Genomic DNA, 15,953 nt, shown 5'->3' with positions numbered 1-15,953 from the left:
TCACGCGCGCTCGTCTGACCGGCCCAATGAAAACCGATTGGGACGGTCAGAAGGCGCGCTTAGATACCCCGTCACCCCCACTTCCTCCCCCTGCGGACGGGGCGACAAGAGATTGGAGCAATCACGCGATGGCTGAACAACTGGACGGCGGGGATGCGGTCCTTCAGGCTGCTCGCGATTTGGGGGCGGATTACATCTTCTCTTCGGCGGGGTCGGAGTGGGCTCCGGTGTGGGAAGCGCTGGCTCGGCGGGACGCGGCTGGCGCGGCTGCCGCCTCGGGCTCGGCCGGGGGAGACGGGTCGGCTGTTGCGGGGCCGCGATATCTGGATCTGGCTCATGAGATGCTCGCGGTGGCCATGGCTACTGGGTATGCGGGGGTGACCGGGCGGGGACAGCTGGTGCTGCTGCACGCTGCTGCCGGGTTGTTGCAGGGGGCTAATGCTATTCACGGTGCGCTGCTTTCCGGTGCGCCTATGGTGGTGTGCTCTGGGGAGTCGACGGGGTACGGGGATGCGGCGGGGGCGGATCCCGGGTCGCAGTGGTACCGGAATCTGTCGGTGGTCGGCGGCCCGCAGGCGGTGGCGGCGCCGTTTACCAAGTGGGCGAACGCGGCTGCTGACGTTTCTGTGCTTTACGGGATGCTTAAGCGGGCCGGCGAACTGGCGGCGCAGGCGCCGGCCGGGCCTGTGTACGTGAACACGCCGGCTGAGGTGCTGCTTGCGCCCTGGAAGCCGGCCGCGGTTAGCCCGGCGCCTGCGGCGCGGGCCAACGCGACCGTGGCGGTGGCCGAGGATGTGGCGCTCGCGGTGCGACTGCTTGCCTCGGCGCGGCGGCCGGTACTGGCGGTGGAGACTGCCGGGCGCGATCCGGAGACGTTCGCGGCACTTGTCGAGCTCGCCGAACTGCTTGCCATTCCGGTGGTGGAGCCGCAGTCGGCGGTCAGCTCTAGCTTCCCGCGGGACAATCCGCTGCATGCCGGGGGCGAACTCGCGCCGCTGGCAAGGGACGCTGATCTGGTGGTCCTCGTGGGCTGCCGGTCGCCGTGGTACCCGCCTAGCAATAAGCCGGGCAACGCTACCGTGCTGGTCATCGACGAGGTGGCGCACCGGCCGCACATGGCCTACCAGGTGCTCACCGCCGACCACTACGTGGGCGGGGCGGCGGCGCCGACGCTGCGCGCTATCACCGCGGGGCTGAGCGCCGAACTCGACGCGAGGTCGATCGACGCAGCGGCGATCGAGGGCCGGCGCGCCGAGCGCGCGGCCGCCTTCGCCGAGAGCGAGGCTGCCCGGGTCGCCGCCGAACACAGGGCGCTCGGCTCCGCCGAGGGGCCGATCGACCCGGTGGCCGTCGCGGCCACGCTGCGCGCGCTGGCCGGCGACGACGCGCTGGTCATCGACGAGACCATTACCCACAGTCGGGTAATCACCAGGCACCTGATGGCCGCCACCCCCGGCCGCTACAGCTACGTGCAGGGCGGGCTGGGCCAGGGCCTCGGCGTCGCGCTCGGCGCCAAGCTCGCAGCAGGAGACCGGCTCGTCGTCCAGACCGTCGGCGACGGCACCTGGCTCTATAACCCGGTCCCGCAGGGCATCATGGCATCCGCCCAGTACGGCCTGCCGCTGCTCGTCGTGGTCTTCAACAACCACAAGTACCTGTCCATGCGGTTCAACCTGACCCGGGCCTACCCCGAGGGGACCTACGTCACCACCAAGAGCGGCTACGGCGTCGACCTGTCCGCCCAACCGGACGCGGCAGCCGTCGCCGCGGCCGCAGGCGCGGCCGGCTTCACCGTGACGACAACCCCGGAACTGGCACCGACGCTCGAGAAGGCCATCGCCTGCGTCCGGGCCGGCCAGACCGCCGTCGTCAACGTCCACCTGTCCCGCTAGGAGCGAACACCCATGTCCAGTGAAACCCAGGCACCCGCCAAGCCCGCCAAGGTACTCGTCGCCGCCGGCGACCTGAAGGCGCTCGTCGCCGGGATCTTCACCGCGCGCGGCGCGAGCGACGCCGACGCCGCCACCGTCGCGGACGCGCTGGTGTGGGCCAACCTGCGCGGCATCGACTCACACGGCGTGTCCCGCGTCCCTCGGTACACCGAACTGTTCGACAAGGGCGAGTCGGTCGCCGACGCCGCCGTCACCGTCGAGCGGCCCCGCTCCGCGATCGCCATCGTCGACGCGCACGCCGCGCCCGGCCCGGTCGCGCTCACCCGCGCCGCCGACGAGGCAATCGCCTGCGCCCGCGAGGCGGGCATCGGCTGGGCCTCGGTCCGCGGCACCGTGCACACCGGCGCCATCGGCTACTACACGAGCAAGATCGCCCAGGCCGGGTACGCCGCGATCGGCGTCGTGGCAGGCGTGCCGAACATGGCCTACGCCGGCGCCAAGGGCGCCGCCGTCGCGACCAGTCCCCTCTCGGTCGCCGTGCCGGCCGGCAAGCACGAACTCGTGCTGCTCGACATGGCCACCGCCGTCATGGCACTCGGCCGGATCGCGCAGCTCAAGGCGGCTGGCAAGGAACTGCCGCCCGGCGTCGCCCTCACCGCCGACGGCGAGCCCACCACCGACCCGGCACTCGCCAAGGTGCCCACCCCGGTCGGCGGCGCCAAGGGCGCCGGCATGTCACTAGTGTTCGAGATGCTGGCAAGCGGCCTCGCCGCCAACCCGATCATCCCCGCCTACCACTCGGGCAGCAAGGAAGGCAGGCGGCACCGGCAGAACGCGTTCCTGCTCGCTGTCGACATCGCCGCGTTCCTCCCGCTCGATGAGTTCACCGCCACCATCGACGACACGGTCGACGCCATCAAGTCGCTGCCCGCCGCCGACGGCACCGCCGAGATCCTCGTACCCGGCGAGCGCGGCAGGCGCAGCCACGCCGAGCGCGCCGCCGCCGGCATCCCCCTCGGCCCCAAGGTCTGGCGCGAGCTGACCGAGATCGCCACCGGCCTCGACGTCCCCGTTCCCGCGCCGTTCGGCGGGTAGCAGGGTTCGAGCCACCGCAGACTGCCATCCGGAAACAGAAACGACCGGATGGCAGTCTGCATTTCAGCTTCATTCCTGAGAACTCACGCGGGGTCACCAAGGACCGCCTACGTGACACTTCCCAAAGGCCAGGGACACGTCGAACGCCGCACCGCCGCCATCATGTCACTCTGCAACTACCCGCTCGGCGTCGCCCCGGTCCGCCTGCAGCGAGTCGCCGACGTCATGCGGCAATTCGGCTTCCTCAACAGCAGCTTCCACATCAACCAACTCCTGCAATGACATCACGCATGCCTGCCGGCCATCGCCCGCCTCCGGAAACCTCGCCAGCTGAGGAGATGAGCCGACGAGCCCTAGATGCCCCCATCACCTGCGTTGGGGTCACACGATGAGCACGTGACGGGCTATCGCGCGCGGGCGAGGGTGTCGAAGGCCTGCTCGACCAGGTCCGGCAGCTCCGCGGTTCCGCCGGTTTCGACCCACACGAGGATGGCGGTGGTCGCCGCGGCCAGGCAGGCCGCCACCGTGACCCGGGTCTCGAAGCCACGGCGCGGGTCGTCCTCGCCTGCCCCGAGAGCCTGCAGGATGAGCCGCTGCGTGGCGATCTGGTCCGCCCACAGGCGGTCGCGGAGCGCGGGGGTGGCGACGATGAGCTTGATCTGGTCGAACAGGGTGTCGCGGTCGGTGTCGTGGATCAGCCTGAGCCCCTCAACCAGTACCGTGCGGATCCGGCGGATGACTGGCCAGGTGTCCGGGGTCTGGCCGATAGCGCTGGCGATCAGGGGGTCGTAATCGTCGGACAGGGCCACGTCCTCCTTGGCGGGGAAGTACCGGAAGAACGTCATGTGCGACACCCCTGCCGCGGCGGCGATCTGTTCGACGGTGGTGGCGTCGTACCCCTGCTCGCGGAACAGCCGCAGCGCGCTGGCGCGGATACGGCCGCGGGTGGCGGTCTTCTTGCGCTGCCGCCAGTCCGGCCCTGGTTCTGTCACACGGGTTATCGTCGCGCACCGGTGCCCGGCGCCGCGCCGGCGGGGCCCTGTGCGGTGGCCGTGGCGCCAGGGGCCGTGCTCCCCGGGGCCGTGCGGCCGGGGAGGTAGCGCAGGCTGGTAAGGACGGCGGCGGCCGCAACCGCCGCGCAGATCAGCATGACGATGCTCATGCCGTGCAGGAACGCCGTTCCCGCGGCGGCCCGCAGGGCGGAGCCGCTGGCTGGCAGGCGGCCGGCCACCTGCACCGCCTGGGTGACGGAGGCCCGCGCGGCGGCGGCATCCGCCGCGGGCAGCGCGGCGAGGGCGGGCCCCAGGTCGCGGGCGTAGGCCGCGGACAGCACGCTGCCGAGCACCGCGACCGTGACCGCCCCGCCGGCGTTGCGCAGCGCGCTGTTCACCGAGGCGCCGATGCCCGCCTCGTCGCCCCCGGCCGCGGCCATGACCGTGTTCATCGCGGCACCGATGGACGCGCCGGTGCCGAGCCCGCACAGGGCCAGCCCGGCCGCCACGGTGCCGTAGCCAGTACCCAGGCCGACCTGGCTGAGCACGGCAAGCCCGGCCGCCAGCACCGTCAGCCCGGCGGCGACGGTCAGCCTGGTACCCCATGCCCGCGCGACCGGGCTGGCCGCGCCGCCCCCGGCGAGCAGGCCGCCCATCAACGGCAGCAGCCGCAGCGCCGCGCCGACCGGGTCCTCGCCGAGCACGCTCTGCAGGTACTGGGGCGCGGTGAACAGGATCCCGTACAGGGCCACCGACACGGCGACGGTGGCGACCGTGCCCCAGGTGAACCGCCTGTCGGCGAACATCGCCGGGTCGATGACCGGATGCGCGGCGCGGCGCTCACGGGCCAGGAAGGCGGCGAGCAGCACCGCGGAACCGGCGAGCAGCAGCCAGGTGGACGCCGCCGTCCAGCCGTGCTCCGGGCCGTTGATGAAGCCCCAGACCAGGCAGGTGACCGCGGCCGGGGCCAGCAGCGCGCCGACGACGTCGAGCGGCGCCGCGGCCGGGTTGCGTGACTCGGGCATCAGGACCGCGCCGGCCGCCAGGGTCACGCAGACGGCGGGCACGTTGATCCAGAAGACCGCGTGCCACGAGAAGTGCCGCAGCAGCAGCCCGCCGAGCACCGGCCCGAGCGGCAGGGCGAGCGCGATCGCCGCGGTGAGGATGCCGATGGCCGCGGGACGGTCGTCATCACCGAACGCGGCGGAGACGACCGCGAGCGACAGCGGGAACACGATCCCCGCGCCCAGCCCCATCAGCGCCCGCGCGGCGATGAGCTCGCCCGCGGACATCGACAGCGCGCAGCACAGCGACGCCGCGAGGAACACCACGAGACCGGCAAGCAGCAGCCGCTTGCGGCCGAGCCGGTCACCGGCGATCCCGGCGGGCACCATGACGCAGGCGAAGACGAGCGAGTAGGCGTCCACCAGCCATTGCAGGTCCGCGGTGCCCGCGTGCAGCGCCGCCGAGATAGCCGGCAGCGCGATGTTCAAGATCGTCAGGTCCAGGTTCACGACGATCACGGAAAGGCACGTGACACCCAGCATCCACCATCGTCTCGCCCGCATGCCAGCCTCCTAATGTTAGTCGCTAACATGTTAGCAGCTAACATTAAAGGCGAAGAGCTGCCCCTGGCCGGGGGTGGGACGTACCGGCCAGGGGCTGCTCTTCTTTTCCGCTAGCGTGCGTCGTCGCCGGCGGAGCCTAGGGAAGATAGCTGAACGGCTCGAACACGTGGCTGTAGAACCAGTCGGGCTGGGCGACGCCGGAGCAGCTGCCCGCGCCCTTCGTGCCGGGGCAGTTGCCGTTGTCGCGCTGCAGCGCCCACACCGAGATCTCGCCGAGGCCGTGGATCGCGGCCCAGATCGCGAACGCCGGCGCCTGCGCGGTGGTGAAGGTCTCCTCGGTGCCGAAGTCGTCGATGCCCTGCATCTGGGTGACGCCGATCATCCGCCACAGCGCGCGCGACGACAGGCCGGGATACAGGCTGGCCAGCTGGCCGTGCAGCGCGGTGGCGGCGCTCTCGGCGTCGGTCAGCATGTTCTGCTGCGTGCCGTACAAGTAGTCGAAGGTCATGATGTTGACCGTGGAGATCTTCGCGCCCTCCGCTACTGCGTCCTGCAGCACGCCGAGCTCGGCCGACGGCAGGCCAGTGGCGAACGTCGGCAGCGTGTAGGAGAACTGGATGTGCTTGCCGTGCTGCGCGGCCCAGGCCTCGGTTTCCGCGATGGCCTGGTTGCGGCGCTGGATAGCTGCCGTGTCGGACAGCGAGTTCTGCTCGATGTCCAGGTCGATGCGCGGCACGTGGTAGGTGGTGATGAGGGACTCGTACACCTTAGCGATCGCGTCGACGCTGGTGCAGCTGTCGGCGAGCTCGGTGCCGGTGGTGTCGGCGGTGTACCCGCCGAAGGACGGGATCACGTTGCCGCCCGCCGCCTGCACGGCCGCGATATCGGCGCCGAAACTCCCCGCCGCGGTGGCGGAGATCGGCGTGGCGGCGCTCCCGTTCCAGTAGGCATTGCACGAACCGGGCTGGTCGGTCTGCAGGAAGGCCAGGGACAAGTACTTAGCGCCGGAGGCGGCGGACAGCTGGGCAAGACTGCCGTCGGCGCTGTCCCAGGACTCGAAGTAAGGCGCGTACACATGCGGGGGAAGGGCGGAGCGGACATCCGCGCGGGCGGGCGCGGTGGCCGCCACGCCTGCCACGGCGGCAGCGGCGGTCAGTGAAGCGAGGCAAACGGAGAGGGGTCGTCTCAACGTGCGGATCCCTTCGGCTAGGCGCGGAGAGCAATCAAATAAGAAACTTTCCTATTGATTACTCGTGCAGAGGTTATTCCCGCGGCCGAGCCAGCGTCAAGGGCCGACGGAACAAGGGTGGACATGGCCAGGACAATGGGTGGAGCGGCCTCACTGCCGTCCGCGCGTCAGCACGCCGGAATGCTGTCAAACCACGACTGGCCAAGCATCGGGCAGCGCAGTCCATGGCGGTTCAGACTCAGGCTGATCACGGCCACCGAATAGAAGCGGGCAGTCGTCGTGTCCATCGCGTGGACGGTGATGTCTAGCAGTTCACCGGGGCGGACGGCGCGGCTCCCGCGCGATGAGAGGCAAGGAGCGCGGCGAGCGGCCACTTGCGCCGTCGCACTTCGCCGGCTGAGGCCACTGGCGGAACGTCATCTGACAAGCCGGCCATCGGGTCGCACCTCGTCTATTTCCCGCGTGCCTTACTGGCGCCGTATCAGCGCCACATCATGCCATCCGGATCGATCGCTGGCTCCCGTGGGCCCCGGATCACGCCGCTGAGCAGCCGCGACGTGGAACGTTACGGCGTGTAAAGTGAGTTCTGGCCGGGTTTGCCGGAAGCTTTACGGACTGTGTGAATCATTAGGTTGCGCGCCAGGGGCTCCCGATAGCCTGACGCGACCGACAGAATCGGGACGATACCTGTGGCCTGCCCAACGACGACGACACCCCACAGGGGACGGTGAGATGGACCAGCTAACGATCATGCGCAGCTTCGTCGGCGTGACGAAGTCCCGCAGCTTCAGTCAGGCCGCGCGGCAGCTCGGCATCTCCGGGTCCCTGGTGTCCAGGCACGTCGCCGAGCTCGAGCGGGCACTCGGGGTGCACCTCGTCAACAGAACCGCGCGGACCATCAGCCTCACCGAGGCCGGCTCCAGGTACGCCGAGTTCGCCTCCCGGATCATCGACGAGATCGACAGGGAAGAGGCGCAGCTGCGCGGCCTGCGGGACAAGGCCGAGGGGCAGCTGGCGATCATCAGCCCGAAGTGGATCGGCAGCAACGACGTGGGCGACGCCATCGTCGCGTTCTCCGTGAAGTACCCGAAGATCCACATCAGGTTCGAGGTCGGCGGCATGTCCGAGCGCTCGTATGAGTTCCTCGACCAGGGCTTCGACGTGGCGTTCCACACCAGGCACGTGCGCGACTGCAACCTGATGCTGCGGAAGATCGCGGACCTGAAGTTCGCGCTGTGCGCCGCGCCCGCCTACCTGCACCGGGCGGGGCAGCCGCTGCAGATCACCGACCTGTCCGAGCATGACTGCCTGGCCAACACCAACGACCCGATCTGGCACCTGAGCCAGGGCGGCCACGACGTGCACCTGAAGGTCAGCGAGCCGGTGTACTCGTCCAATAGCTACCTGACGCTGCGCAAGGCGGCGATCGCCGGGCGCGGCGTGGCGCTGCTGCCGATGCGGCTGGTCAGCGACGAGATCGCGGACGGCACGCTGGTGAACGTCATTCCCGACGTCGACGTGCCTGACCGGCCGCTTTACGCGCTGCACTCCCCCGGCACCCAGACCACGGCGCGGGTCCGGCTGTTCCTCGACTTCGTGTCCGAGTGGTTCCGCAAGCAGGCACCTCAGGCCACCGCGGCCCCGCAGGCCAAGCTCGCCGCGGTCAAGTCGGCCTGAGGCCGCGCAGGGGTCCCGATCCTGCAAGTAAAGGCTTCAGTTGCTGCTTAGCAGGCGCATCTATGCTTCCAGCGAGCAAGCCTTTCATAGCAGTTGAGGAGCCGTAGGCAATGACGGTCATGCGCGTGGAACGGGTCGTTTACGGCGTCCCGAACCTCGAGGAGTGCGTTCGCTTCTTCACCGACTTCGGGCTTGACCCGGTGGACGGCGGGGAGAATGGCGCGCGGTTCGCGACGCAGACGGGCCAGGTGCTCGAGCTGCGGGACGTCGATGACCCGAGCCTGCCGCCGCCCGTGCAGTCCGGGCCGACGCTGCGGGAGATCGTCTGGGGAGGAGACAGCCAGGAGTCGCTGGACAAGCTGGCGACCAACCTGCTGTCCGACCGGTCGATCTACACCGACGCGGACGGGGTGGCGCACACGACCGACGAGACCGGGTTCGGCGTCGGGCTCGCGGTGAGCCAGCCGGTGACGGGGCGGACGAACTTCCCCGGCAGCAACCGCTCGGGCAACGTGAACCGGTGGAACGACCCGCTGGCGCACCCCGGCAGGGTCAAGCCGCTGCGGCTGTGCCACGTGGCGCTCGACATCAAGAAGGAGGGCAAGGAGGAGGCGGTCGCGTTCTACACGGAACGGCTCGGCTTCGTGCCCACCGACCGGCCCGCGAAGGTCGGCGTGTTCATGCGGGCCCCTGGTGACACCGACCATCACACCCTGCTGCTCTGCCACCGGCCCGACCGGAACCAGATCAACCACTGCGCCTTCGAGGTGGCGCGGATCGACGAGGTGATCGTCGGCGCCAACGACATGATCGACAAGGGCTGGCACGAGGCGCGGCGGCTCGGCAGGCACACGGTCGGTTCGAACATCTTCCGGTTCATCCACGCACCGTGCGGCGGCCGGATGGAGTTCGCGGCGGACATGGACCGGGTGGACGACAGCTACGGGCCGAACGACTACGAGGAGACTCCCCCGCACACCATCTGGACGCTGCGGTAGTCCTGATGCAGGTCCGATGGCAAAAACCGCCATCGTATCGGACCTGCATCAGGACTGCATCTCCCGGGGGGACGACCCCCCGTACCCCCCGATGCGCGCCCGACGGCAAAAACCGCCATCGGGCCCGCGAAAGGAAGGTGAAAACTGATGAGCGATGAGTACCCCGAGATCAGGCTCTACATCGACGGCCAGTGGACGGACGGTTCCGGCGGGCGGGGCGACGACATCGTCAACCCGGCGACCGAAGAGGTGCTCGGCCGGGTGCCCTTCGCCGAGGGGGACCAGGTGGACGCGGCGATCGCGGCGGCCAAGGCGGCGTTCCCGAAATGGCGTGACGCGGGGCCCGACTTCCGGTCCGGCATCCTGCTGAAGGCGGCGGCGCTGCTGCACCAGCGGGCGGATGAGATCGGCCGGGTGATGACCCTCGAGGAGGGCAAGCCGCTGGCCGAGGCGGCCGGCGAGGTGCACCGGGCGGCGACCGGGCTGCAGTGGAACGCGGAGGAGGGCCGCCGGGCGTATGGGCGGATCATCCCGTCGGGTCCCGACGAGATCCTGTCGGTGCGGGTGACCCCGGTGGGTCCGGTGGGCGCGTTCGTGCCGTGGAACTTCCCGGCGGGCGGGCCGATGCGGAAGATCTCGGCGGCGCTCGCGGCGGGCTGCTCGATCGTGATCAAGCCGTCGGAGGAGGTGCCGGGCACGGTCTCGCTGCTCGTTAAGGCCTTCGCGGACGCGGGGCTGCCGGCCGGGGTGCTCAACCTGCTGTTCGGCGTGCCGGACGAGATCTCCCGGCGGGTGATCCCCGACCCGGCGATCAGGTTCATCGCGTTCACCGGGTCGATCCCCGTCGGCAAGCACCTGGCCGGGCTGGCCGCGAGCGCCATGAAGCCGGCGCACATGGAGCTTGGCGGGCACGCGCCGGTGATCGTCTGCGCGGACACCGACCCGGTCAAGGCGGCGAAGACGGCGGTTCGGGCGAAGATCGTGAACGCCGGGCAGGTGTGCACGTCGCCGAGCCGGTTCCTGGTGGACCGGCGGATCTACGACGACTTCACGGCCGCGTTCACCGAGGCGATGGCCGCGATCAAGGTCGGCAACGGGCTCGAGCCGGGCGTGCAGATGGGGCCGATGGTCAGCCACCGGCGGCTGGCGGCGGTGAGCAAGCTGGTCGAGGACGCGGTCAGCCTGGGCGCGAAGGTCGCCACCGGCGGCAAGGCGGTCGACGGCACAGGGTTCTTCTACCAGCCGACGGTGCTGACCGACGTGCCGGCGAATGCGGCGCTGCTGAGTGAGGAGCCCTTCGGTCCTGTCGCGCCGGTGGCGGCGTTCGACGACCTGGACGAGGCGCTCGAGGTGGCGAACTCGCTGCCGTTCGGGCTCGCCGCCTACGCGTACACGGATTCGGCGGCCACGGCGGAGAAGCTGATCGCGGGCTATGAGGCGGGCATCCTGTCGATCAACCACTGCGGCGGGTCGGTGCCGCAGGCGCCGTCGGGAGGGTTCAAGGAGAGCGGGTACGGCCGGGAGGGCGGCCCGGAGGGGCTTGAGGGGTACCTGGTTACCAAGCGCGTATCGCACAGGCTGCAGCCATGATCTGGTGCCGGTTCGAGGATGCCGACGGCCCGGTTTACGGGCTGGTGGAAGACGGGATGGCGACGGCGGTTGCCGGGAACCCGTTCGGGGGCTGGGAGAAGAGCGGGCGGCGGATACGCGTCGGCGAGCTGCGACTCCTGCCACCGGTAGTCCCTGGCACGTTCTTCTGCGCGGGGCTGAACTACCGGGCGCACGCGGAGCGGGCGGCTTACGGCGGGCACACCGTGCCGGACAGGCCGGAGGTCGGGTACCGGGCGAACAGCGCGCTGACCGGGCACCGGTCGCCGATCGTGCGGCCGGCTGACTGCGACGAGCCGCTGGTGGCAGAGGGCGAGCTGGTGGCCGTCATCGGGCGGACGCTGCGGCACGTGACGCCCGATCAGGCGCGGGACGGGATCTTCGGCTGGACGATCGGGAACGACGTGAGCGCGCGCGGCTGGCAGCGGTCCGACCGGACGTTCTGGCGGTGCAAGAACAGCGACACGTTCAAGCCGATGGGGCCGTACATCGTCACGGACGCCGATCCGCTGGCGGCGACGACCACGGTGCGGGTGGACGGCGAGGTAAAGGCATCGTTCCCGACAGGGGACATGCTGTTCGGGCCTTATGAGTACATATCCGCTATTTCCCGGTACATCACGCTCTCCCCGGGAGACGTGCTGTGGCTGGGAACCGAGGAGACGGCGACCGTGGTACCGGGCCAGGTTGTCGAGATCACGATTGACGGAATCGGAACGCTGACGAACCCGGTGACCGAGGAGAAACTGCCATGAGCGACAAACCAGCATTCATCCATCATGTGAATTTCCCGACCACGAACCCCGAGCGGACCATTGAGTGGTACTCGAAGGTGTTCGGCATGAAGTACATCAAGCCGAAGTCGAACACCAAGGTCGTGCTGATGACCAGGGGAAACTTCGACCTGCACTTCACCCCGGTGGAAGAGATGGACCGGATGGCGCCGTACCACTTCGCCGTCGAGGTGGAGGACTGGGACGGCTTTCTCGAGCACCTGGACAAGGTGGGCATCCGGCACACCCGGGTGATCACCAGGCCGGAGAACAACTCGCAGTTCTGCTACATCCACGACCCGGACCACACGATGATCGAGCTGGTCTTCCATGAGCGGCGGCCGTACCCGCCGGTGCCCAAGAAGGAGGCCGCGTCCGCGCCTGCTTCAGCTGACAGCGGCCTTCCCGGCAGTGCCGAGTCCGCCGAGCAGGCGCGCGCCGAACTGGCCCCCGCCGAAGGACGGTAGTCGCATGGCCATCGCTCTTTCCGGCGACGCGCGGATCTACTACGAGGTCCACGGGTCGGGTCCCGCCGTGCTATTCGTGCACGGGTCGGGCGGGCACCATGCCGCCTGGTGGCAGCAGGTGGCGGCGCTGTCGCCGGCGTACTGCGTCATCACCGTGGACCTGCGGGGCTTCGGCAACTCCCGCTGGGAGTCGGACCACGACGCGCGGAACTTCCCCGGCGACATCGTCGCGGTGCTCGACGCGGTCGCGAACGACGGCGGCCCGCAGCGCGCGGTCCTCGTCGGCCAGTCGATCGGCGCGGCGGCCGCGCTGCGCGCCGCGCTTGACCGGCCGGACCGTGCTTCGGGCGTCATCCTGGCGCACTCGCTTGGCGGGCTGCAGAACGAGGAGCTCACCGCGCTGGTCAAGGCGGACCGGGCGCGCGCCGAGCGGCTTCCCGTGCTCGACCGGCTGCTCACCCCCGAATTCCGGGCGCAGCGGCCCGACCTGGCGTTCCTGTTCCGGCAGATGGGCACGTTGAACACGGCCAAGATGCAGGACCTGCGGAACCTGAATACCGACGGGCCCTCGGTTGAGGAGCTTTCCGTCGCGCCGTTCCCGATCATGCTGCTCGCCGGCGAGAAGGATGCGGTGCTGTCGCCTGCCACGGTGCGGCGCGCGGGCGAGCTGCTGCCGTCTGCGCGCGTCGAGGTTGTGACGGGTGCGCCGCACTCGATGTACTGGGAGACGCCGCAGCTGTTCAACGACGCGGTCGCGAGCTTCCTGAAGGACGTCGCGGCCGGCTGAACCGGAGCTCGAGAAAACGAAGATGCCTTCGGTGCCGCGTCGGCGGCACCGAAGGCATCTTTCGTTAACGCGTCAGTAACCGAACCGCTAGATCACGGGTAGCTGACGACCTGGCTGGCCACGTCCTTGTTGGCGGAGCTCACCGGACCGCCGGTGTCGTTGATGACGTGGTCGATGGTGCCGGGACCGCTGAGGTTGATCGTGAGCAGGTCGTTCATCTGGACGCCCGGCGTGACCGGCACCTCGAAGGAGTGCGAGACGTGGATGTCCGGGTTCACGTTGGTGAAGATGTAGCTGCCCATGCCGTAACCCTGGAACGATCGCACCCAGTCGGCCACCTTGAAGGCCGCCCAGCCGAGCACGCCGTTGTGCTCGTAGTCGGCCTGGGTCGGCGGGTCGTAGGGCAGCTCGTTCTGGAAGAAGATGACTTCGCCGTGCTCGCCGGCCCAGATGACGTTGTACTTCTGGAAGTGCTCGACGAACAGTCCTGTCGCGGTGACGTGGTCGCCGGTCACCACCAGGCCGGTGTCGGCCGTGTTGACGGTCCAGCCGACCGAGCCGGCCACGCCGTGGTCGGCACGCCAGATCCACAGGTCATCGAGGATGGTGTTGTCGGTGTTGACCAAGAGGGAGACGGTCGCCTTGCCGACGTGCGGTCCGCCGACGCGGAAGAACACGTCCTGCAGTGCCGTCGGGTCGTCCGGCCGGTTGTGCGGCTGGCCGTTGTTGCCGTTCAGCGTGCCGATCTGCACGAGCACCGGCGAGTTGACCGGTCCGGCATCGACAAGGAGGCCAGAGATGTCGATGCCGGGCACGTCGGCGGTGGTGAGGACCGAGTTGCCGTTGCCCGCTGTCAGAGTGGCGAAGCCCAGGCCCTGGACCACCGTGTCAGCCCGCTTGACCTTGATCTGCGAGTCAACGTTGTAGACGCCGGGTGTGAGCAGCAGGTTGAGGCCGCGGGACAGCGCGTTGTTGATCTTGCTGACCGAGTCGGACGGCGAGGCGACGAAGAACTTCGACAGTGGGATCGAGGTGCCTGGCGTGTGCCCGCTGGCCCACGTGGGGCCCGCCGAGTTGGTTTGGGGTGACGGCACGAAGACGTTCCAGGCGCCCGAGCCGTCGATGTACAGGTAGGGCTTCTCCCTGCTCACCGGCGTCTGCGCGAGCGTGGTGTAGGCAGCGCCAGCGCCGAAGTCCTGCGCGGGCGCGTTGATGTCGCCGGAGAAGACCTGGTTCCACACGTAGTTGGACCAGCCGCCGGTGCCCAGGTCAGTGTTGCGGACGTAGAACTGCTGCTGCGACCCGTTGAGCGCGCCGCCCTCCAGCTTCGAATCGGCCACGAAGCCGCCGCTGGCGTAGTTCGGGTTCTCGCAGTACGGCATGAAGGTGGTGAAGTCCTTGACATCGACCCGGCGCATCGGGGCCGCCTGCGAGACCGCCCACATCTCGTTGCCGGTGTGGCAGGCGTCCGCGGTGGGGACGACATGGATGGTCAAGTTGGAAACCGAACGCCAGAAGGTGTCTAGCGCTCCGCTGCCGTTCTTGCCGATGGCGGTCACGCCACCGTTGATGAGGACGCCCGACGGGTCCTGGCCTAGGCCGTCGACCTCGGTGTAATAGCCGACCCGGATGTCCAGCGGGCTGGTCGCGGATCCGTAGGTACCCGGCTCGAAGAGCAGCGCGTAACGCGCGGTGCCCATCTCGTTGTCGGTCTGCTGGGCGTAGATGGCGTCGGCGTCCGCCTGGATGGCGGCCTGCGGCATGGACGGCGTGAAGACACAGACATTCGGGCCGAACGTCGCAGTGACGGCGTCCGGGCAGAGACTTGCCGGTGACGGGTCCGCGCTTGCGTGCTCCGCCCCCATGGCTGTCGCGGTCAGCCCGGCGGCGCCCAACAGCGCCGCGCTGACCACAAGACGAGCGATTCTATGCATAAGGCACCTCGCTGTGCTGGGAGTTCCCACCAGGGGGAATCTATGACGCACAGCGTGCGCAAGTGAAGACTAGGAGTTGAACTAAAGCGTAAAAAAACTGTCAATACTCGGGGATCGCATGCCTGTGGTTGCGGCGGTGCCGATGCGCACAGCGCTAGCCGGCGGTGATGTAGCCCGGGCTGCGCTGCGCCGGGGTTCGCCGCGGGAACCGCAGCCAGCGCAGCGGCTCGGTGTCCTCGAGCAGGTCGAGCCGCCCGATCACCGCCCTGAGCAGCTCCGGCTGGCTGGCGTGCGCCGCGACGGCGGAGTGCTGGATCGCCCTGATGATCTCCGCGCTCTCGCCGAGCGGGACCGTCCACGAGCATGGTGCGTCGTGCCTGGTGCGGGCCACGAGAGGCACTCCTGCCTGGGCCGCGACGACCGATGCGGCCTGGGCGACGGCGAGGTCGCCGACGTCACCCGCCTCGGGTGCGACGACGAGCACCATGTCCGGTGCGTGCCGGCGGACCGCGCGGCCGATCCGTTCCGCCAGTTCGGCGGGGCGGTGCTGGTGCAGGGCGCCGTCACGGTAATTCGCGACAGTGACCTCGTGGACGCCGAGGATCGAGGCCGCCATCTGGACCTCCCAGGGCCGCACCGCCTCGGCCCGCGCGGCGCCAAGCCCGACCGGGGTTGCCTCCCCGCGGGTCATGCAGAGCAGGCTCAGGCGCGCGCCGCTGCCGCGGAACACCTGGAGGATGCCACCGAGGTCGGCCGACTCCTGGCCGGGTCGGGCCGTCACGGCGAGGACCGAGACTGCGACGGGAAGCGCGCCGCTTGCGGTCGTTTGGGGGCTCGGGCTGATGGTCGGTGACTTGGCAGTCATCCTTCCTCCTCGGGGGGTTCGTCGATCCTGTCGCCGGCCGGCATCGGCGCCGGCCAGGACATTCACCCTCGCAGAGGCGGGTGGGGCCCGAGTGCAGGAGCTGTGGAG

Annotated in this window: 14 protein-coding genes; 9 read left to right on the top strand and 5 right to left on the bottom strand. The window is 69.5% G+C overall.

The window, feature by feature from the left end:
- The first annotated feature begins 26 nt into the window (after nt 1-26).
- The 3 genes from EAS64_RS18435 to EAS64_RS43655 all read left to right on the top strand — a co-directional run bounded on the left by EAS64_RS18435 (nt 27) and on the right by EAS64_RS43655 (nt 3,269).
- Nucleotides 27-1,892: a thiamine pyrophosphate-dependent enzyme gene (locus tag EAS64_RS18435; RefSeq protein WP_342782053.1), complete on the top strand. Its 1,866-nt coding sequence runs from the start codon at nt 27-29 to the stop codon at nt 1,890-1,892.
- A gap of 12 nt (nt 1,893-1,904) precedes the next feature.
- Nucleotides 1,905-2,987, top strand: a complete 1,083-nt coding sequence (locus tag EAS64_RS18430) for an Ldh family oxidoreductase (protein WP_145854218.1) — start codon at nt 1,905-1,907, stop codon at nt 2,985-2,987.
- 111 nt (nt 2,988-3,098) lie between these two features.
- On the top strand, nt 3,099-3,269 hold the full coding sequence (locus EAS64_RS43655) for a hypothetical protein (RefSeq protein ID WP_187365992.1): 171 nt from the start codon (nt 3,099-3,101) through the stop codon (nt 3,267-3,269).
- A gap of 122 nt (nt 3,270-3,391) precedes the next feature.
- On the opposite strand, the gene EAS64_RS18425 is transcribed toward EAS64_RS43655, so the two are convergent.
- The 3 genes from EAS64_RS18425 to EAS64_RS18415 form a co-directional block, all read right to left on the bottom strand.
- On the bottom strand, nt 3,392-3,979 hold the full coding sequence (locus EAS64_RS18425; RefSeq protein WP_222849398.1) for a TetR/AcrR family transcriptional regulator: 588 nt from the start codon (nt 3,977-3,979) through the stop codon (nt 3,392-3,394).
- Between the two features lie 5 nt (nt 3,980-3,984).
- Entirely contained in the window at nt 3,985-5,547 is a 1,563-nt protein-coding gene (locus EAS64_RS18420; protein WP_145854217.1) for an MFS transporter, read from the bottom strand.
- Between the two features lie 136 nt (nt 5,548-5,683).
- Nucleotides 5,684-6,685: a chitinase gene (locus EAS64_RS18415; protein ID WP_222849397.1), complete on the bottom strand. Its 1,002-nt coding sequence runs from the start codon at nt 6,683-6,685 to the stop codon at nt 5,684-5,686.
- Between the two features lie 783 nt (nt 6,686-7,468).
- Here EAS64_RS18415 and EAS64_RS18410 point away from each other — a divergent pair.
- The 6 genes from EAS64_RS18410 (at nt 7,469) to EAS64_RS18385 (ending at nt 13,046) form a co-directional block, all read left to right on the top strand.
- On the top strand, nt 7,469-8,413 hold the full coding sequence (locus EAS64_RS18410; protein ID WP_145854216.1) for a LysR family transcriptional regulator: 945 nt from the start codon (nt 7,469-7,471) through the stop codon (nt 8,411-8,413).
- Between the two features lie 110 nt (nt 8,414-8,523).
- Nucleotides 8,524-9,411, top strand: coding sequence for a VOC family protein (locus EAS64_RS18405; RefSeq protein ID WP_145854215.1), 888 nt, complete (start codon nt 8,524-8,526; stop codon nt 9,409-9,411).
- Between the two features lie 147 nt (nt 9,412-9,558).
- Nucleotides 9,559-11,001 (top strand): NAD-dependent succinate-semialdehyde dehydrogenase, encoded by a 1,443-nt coding sequence (locus EAS64_RS18400; RefSeq protein WP_145854214.1) that lies wholly within the window; start codon nt 9,559-9,561, stop codon nt 10,999-11,001.
- Nucleotides 10,998-11,774, top strand: coding sequence for a fumarylacetoacetate hydrolase family protein (locus tag EAS64_RS18395; RefSeq protein ID WP_145854213.1), 777 nt, complete (start codon nt 10,998-11,000; stop codon nt 11,772-11,774). The genes EAS64_RS18400 and EAS64_RS18395 overlap by 4 nt, the downstream gene beginning before the upstream one ends.
- On the top strand, nt 11,771-12,259 hold the full coding sequence (locus EAS64_RS18390; protein ID WP_145854212.1) for a VOC family protein: 489 nt from the start codon (nt 11,771-11,773) through the stop codon (nt 12,257-12,259). Before EAS64_RS18395 ends, EAS64_RS18390 begins: the two co-directional genes overlap by 4 nt.
- Nucleotides 12,260-12,263: 4 nt before the next feature.
- On the top strand, nt 12,264-13,046 hold the full coding sequence (locus EAS64_RS18385; RefSeq protein ID WP_145854211.1) for an alpha/beta fold hydrolase: 783 nt from the start codon (nt 12,264-12,266) through the stop codon (nt 13,044-13,046).
- Between the two features lie 92 nt (nt 13,047-13,138).
- Here EAS64_RS18385 and EAS64_RS18380 read toward each other — a convergent pair whose 3' ends face one another.
- Nucleotides 13,139-14,980 carry a pectate lyase-like domain-containing protein gene (locus EAS64_RS18380; RefSeq protein ID WP_145854210.1) on the bottom strand — a complete coding sequence of 614 codons (1,842 nt, stop codon included), beginning with the start codon at nt 14,978-14,980 and terminating at the stop codon, nt 13,139-13,141.
- Between the two features lie 154 nt (nt 14,981-15,134).
- Nucleotides 15,135-15,845, bottom strand: a complete 711-nt coding sequence (locus EAS64_RS18375) for a PIG-L family deacetylase (RefSeq protein WP_187365991.1) — start codon at nt 15,843-15,845, stop codon at nt 15,135-15,137.
- Nucleotides 15,846-15,953 lie beyond the last annotated feature (108 nt).

The sequence above is a fragment of the Trebonia kvetii genome, assembly GCF_007827045.1.
Lineage (GTDB): Bacteria > Actinomycetota > Actinomycetes > Streptosporangiales > Streptosporangiaceae > Trebonia > Trebonia kvetii.
This window is presented reverse-complemented; position numbering and strand designations above follow the sequence as displayed.

What these genes read in the sequence shown, in the direction of transcription:
- EAS64_RS18435 (WP_342782053.1), top strand. Translation starts at nt 27, where the DNA reads ATGAAAACCGATTGGGACGGTCAGAAGGCGCGCTTAGATACCCCGTCA.
- EAS64_RS18430 (WP_145854218.1), top strand. Translation starts at nt 1,905, where the DNA reads ATGTCCAGTGAAACCCAGGCACCCGCCAAGCCCGCCAAGGTACTCGTC.
- EAS64_RS18420 (WP_145854217.1), bottom strand. Translation starts at nt 5,547, where the DNA reads ATGCGGGCGAGACGATGGTGGATGCTGGGTGTCACGTGCCTTTCCGTG.
- EAS64_RS18410 (WP_145854216.1), top strand. Translation starts at nt 7,469, where the DNA reads ATGGACCAGCTAACGATCATGCGCAGCTTCGTCGGCGTGACGAAGTCC.
- EAS64_RS18405 (WP_145854215.1), top strand. Translation starts at nt 8,524, where the DNA reads ATGACGGTCATGCGCGTGGAACGGGTCGTTTACGGCGTCCCGAACCTC.
- EAS64_RS18400 (WP_145854214.1), top strand. Translation starts at nt 9,559, where the DNA reads ATGAGCGATGAGTACCCCGAGATCAGGCTCTACATCGACGGCCAGTGG.
- EAS64_RS18395 (WP_145854213.1), top strand. Translation starts at nt 10,998, where the DNA reads ATGATCTGGTGCCGGTTCGAGGATGCCGACGGCCCGGTTTACGGGCTG.
- EAS64_RS18390 (WP_145854212.1), top strand. Translation starts at nt 11,771, where the DNA reads ATGAGCGACAAACCAGCATTCATCCATCATGTGAATTTCCCGACCACG.
- EAS64_RS18385 (WP_145854211.1), top strand. Translation starts at nt 12,264, where the DNA reads ATGGCCATCGCTCTTTCCGGCGACGCGCGGATCTACTACGAGGTCCAC.
- EAS64_RS18380 (WP_145854210.1), bottom strand. Translation starts at nt 14,980, where the DNA reads ATGCATAGAATCGCTCGTCTTGTGGTCAGCGCGGCGCTGTTGGGCGCC.
- EAS64_RS18375 (WP_187365991.1), bottom strand. Translation starts at nt 15,845, where the DNA reads ATGACTGCCAAGTCACCGACCATCAGCCCGAGCCCCCAAACGACCGCA.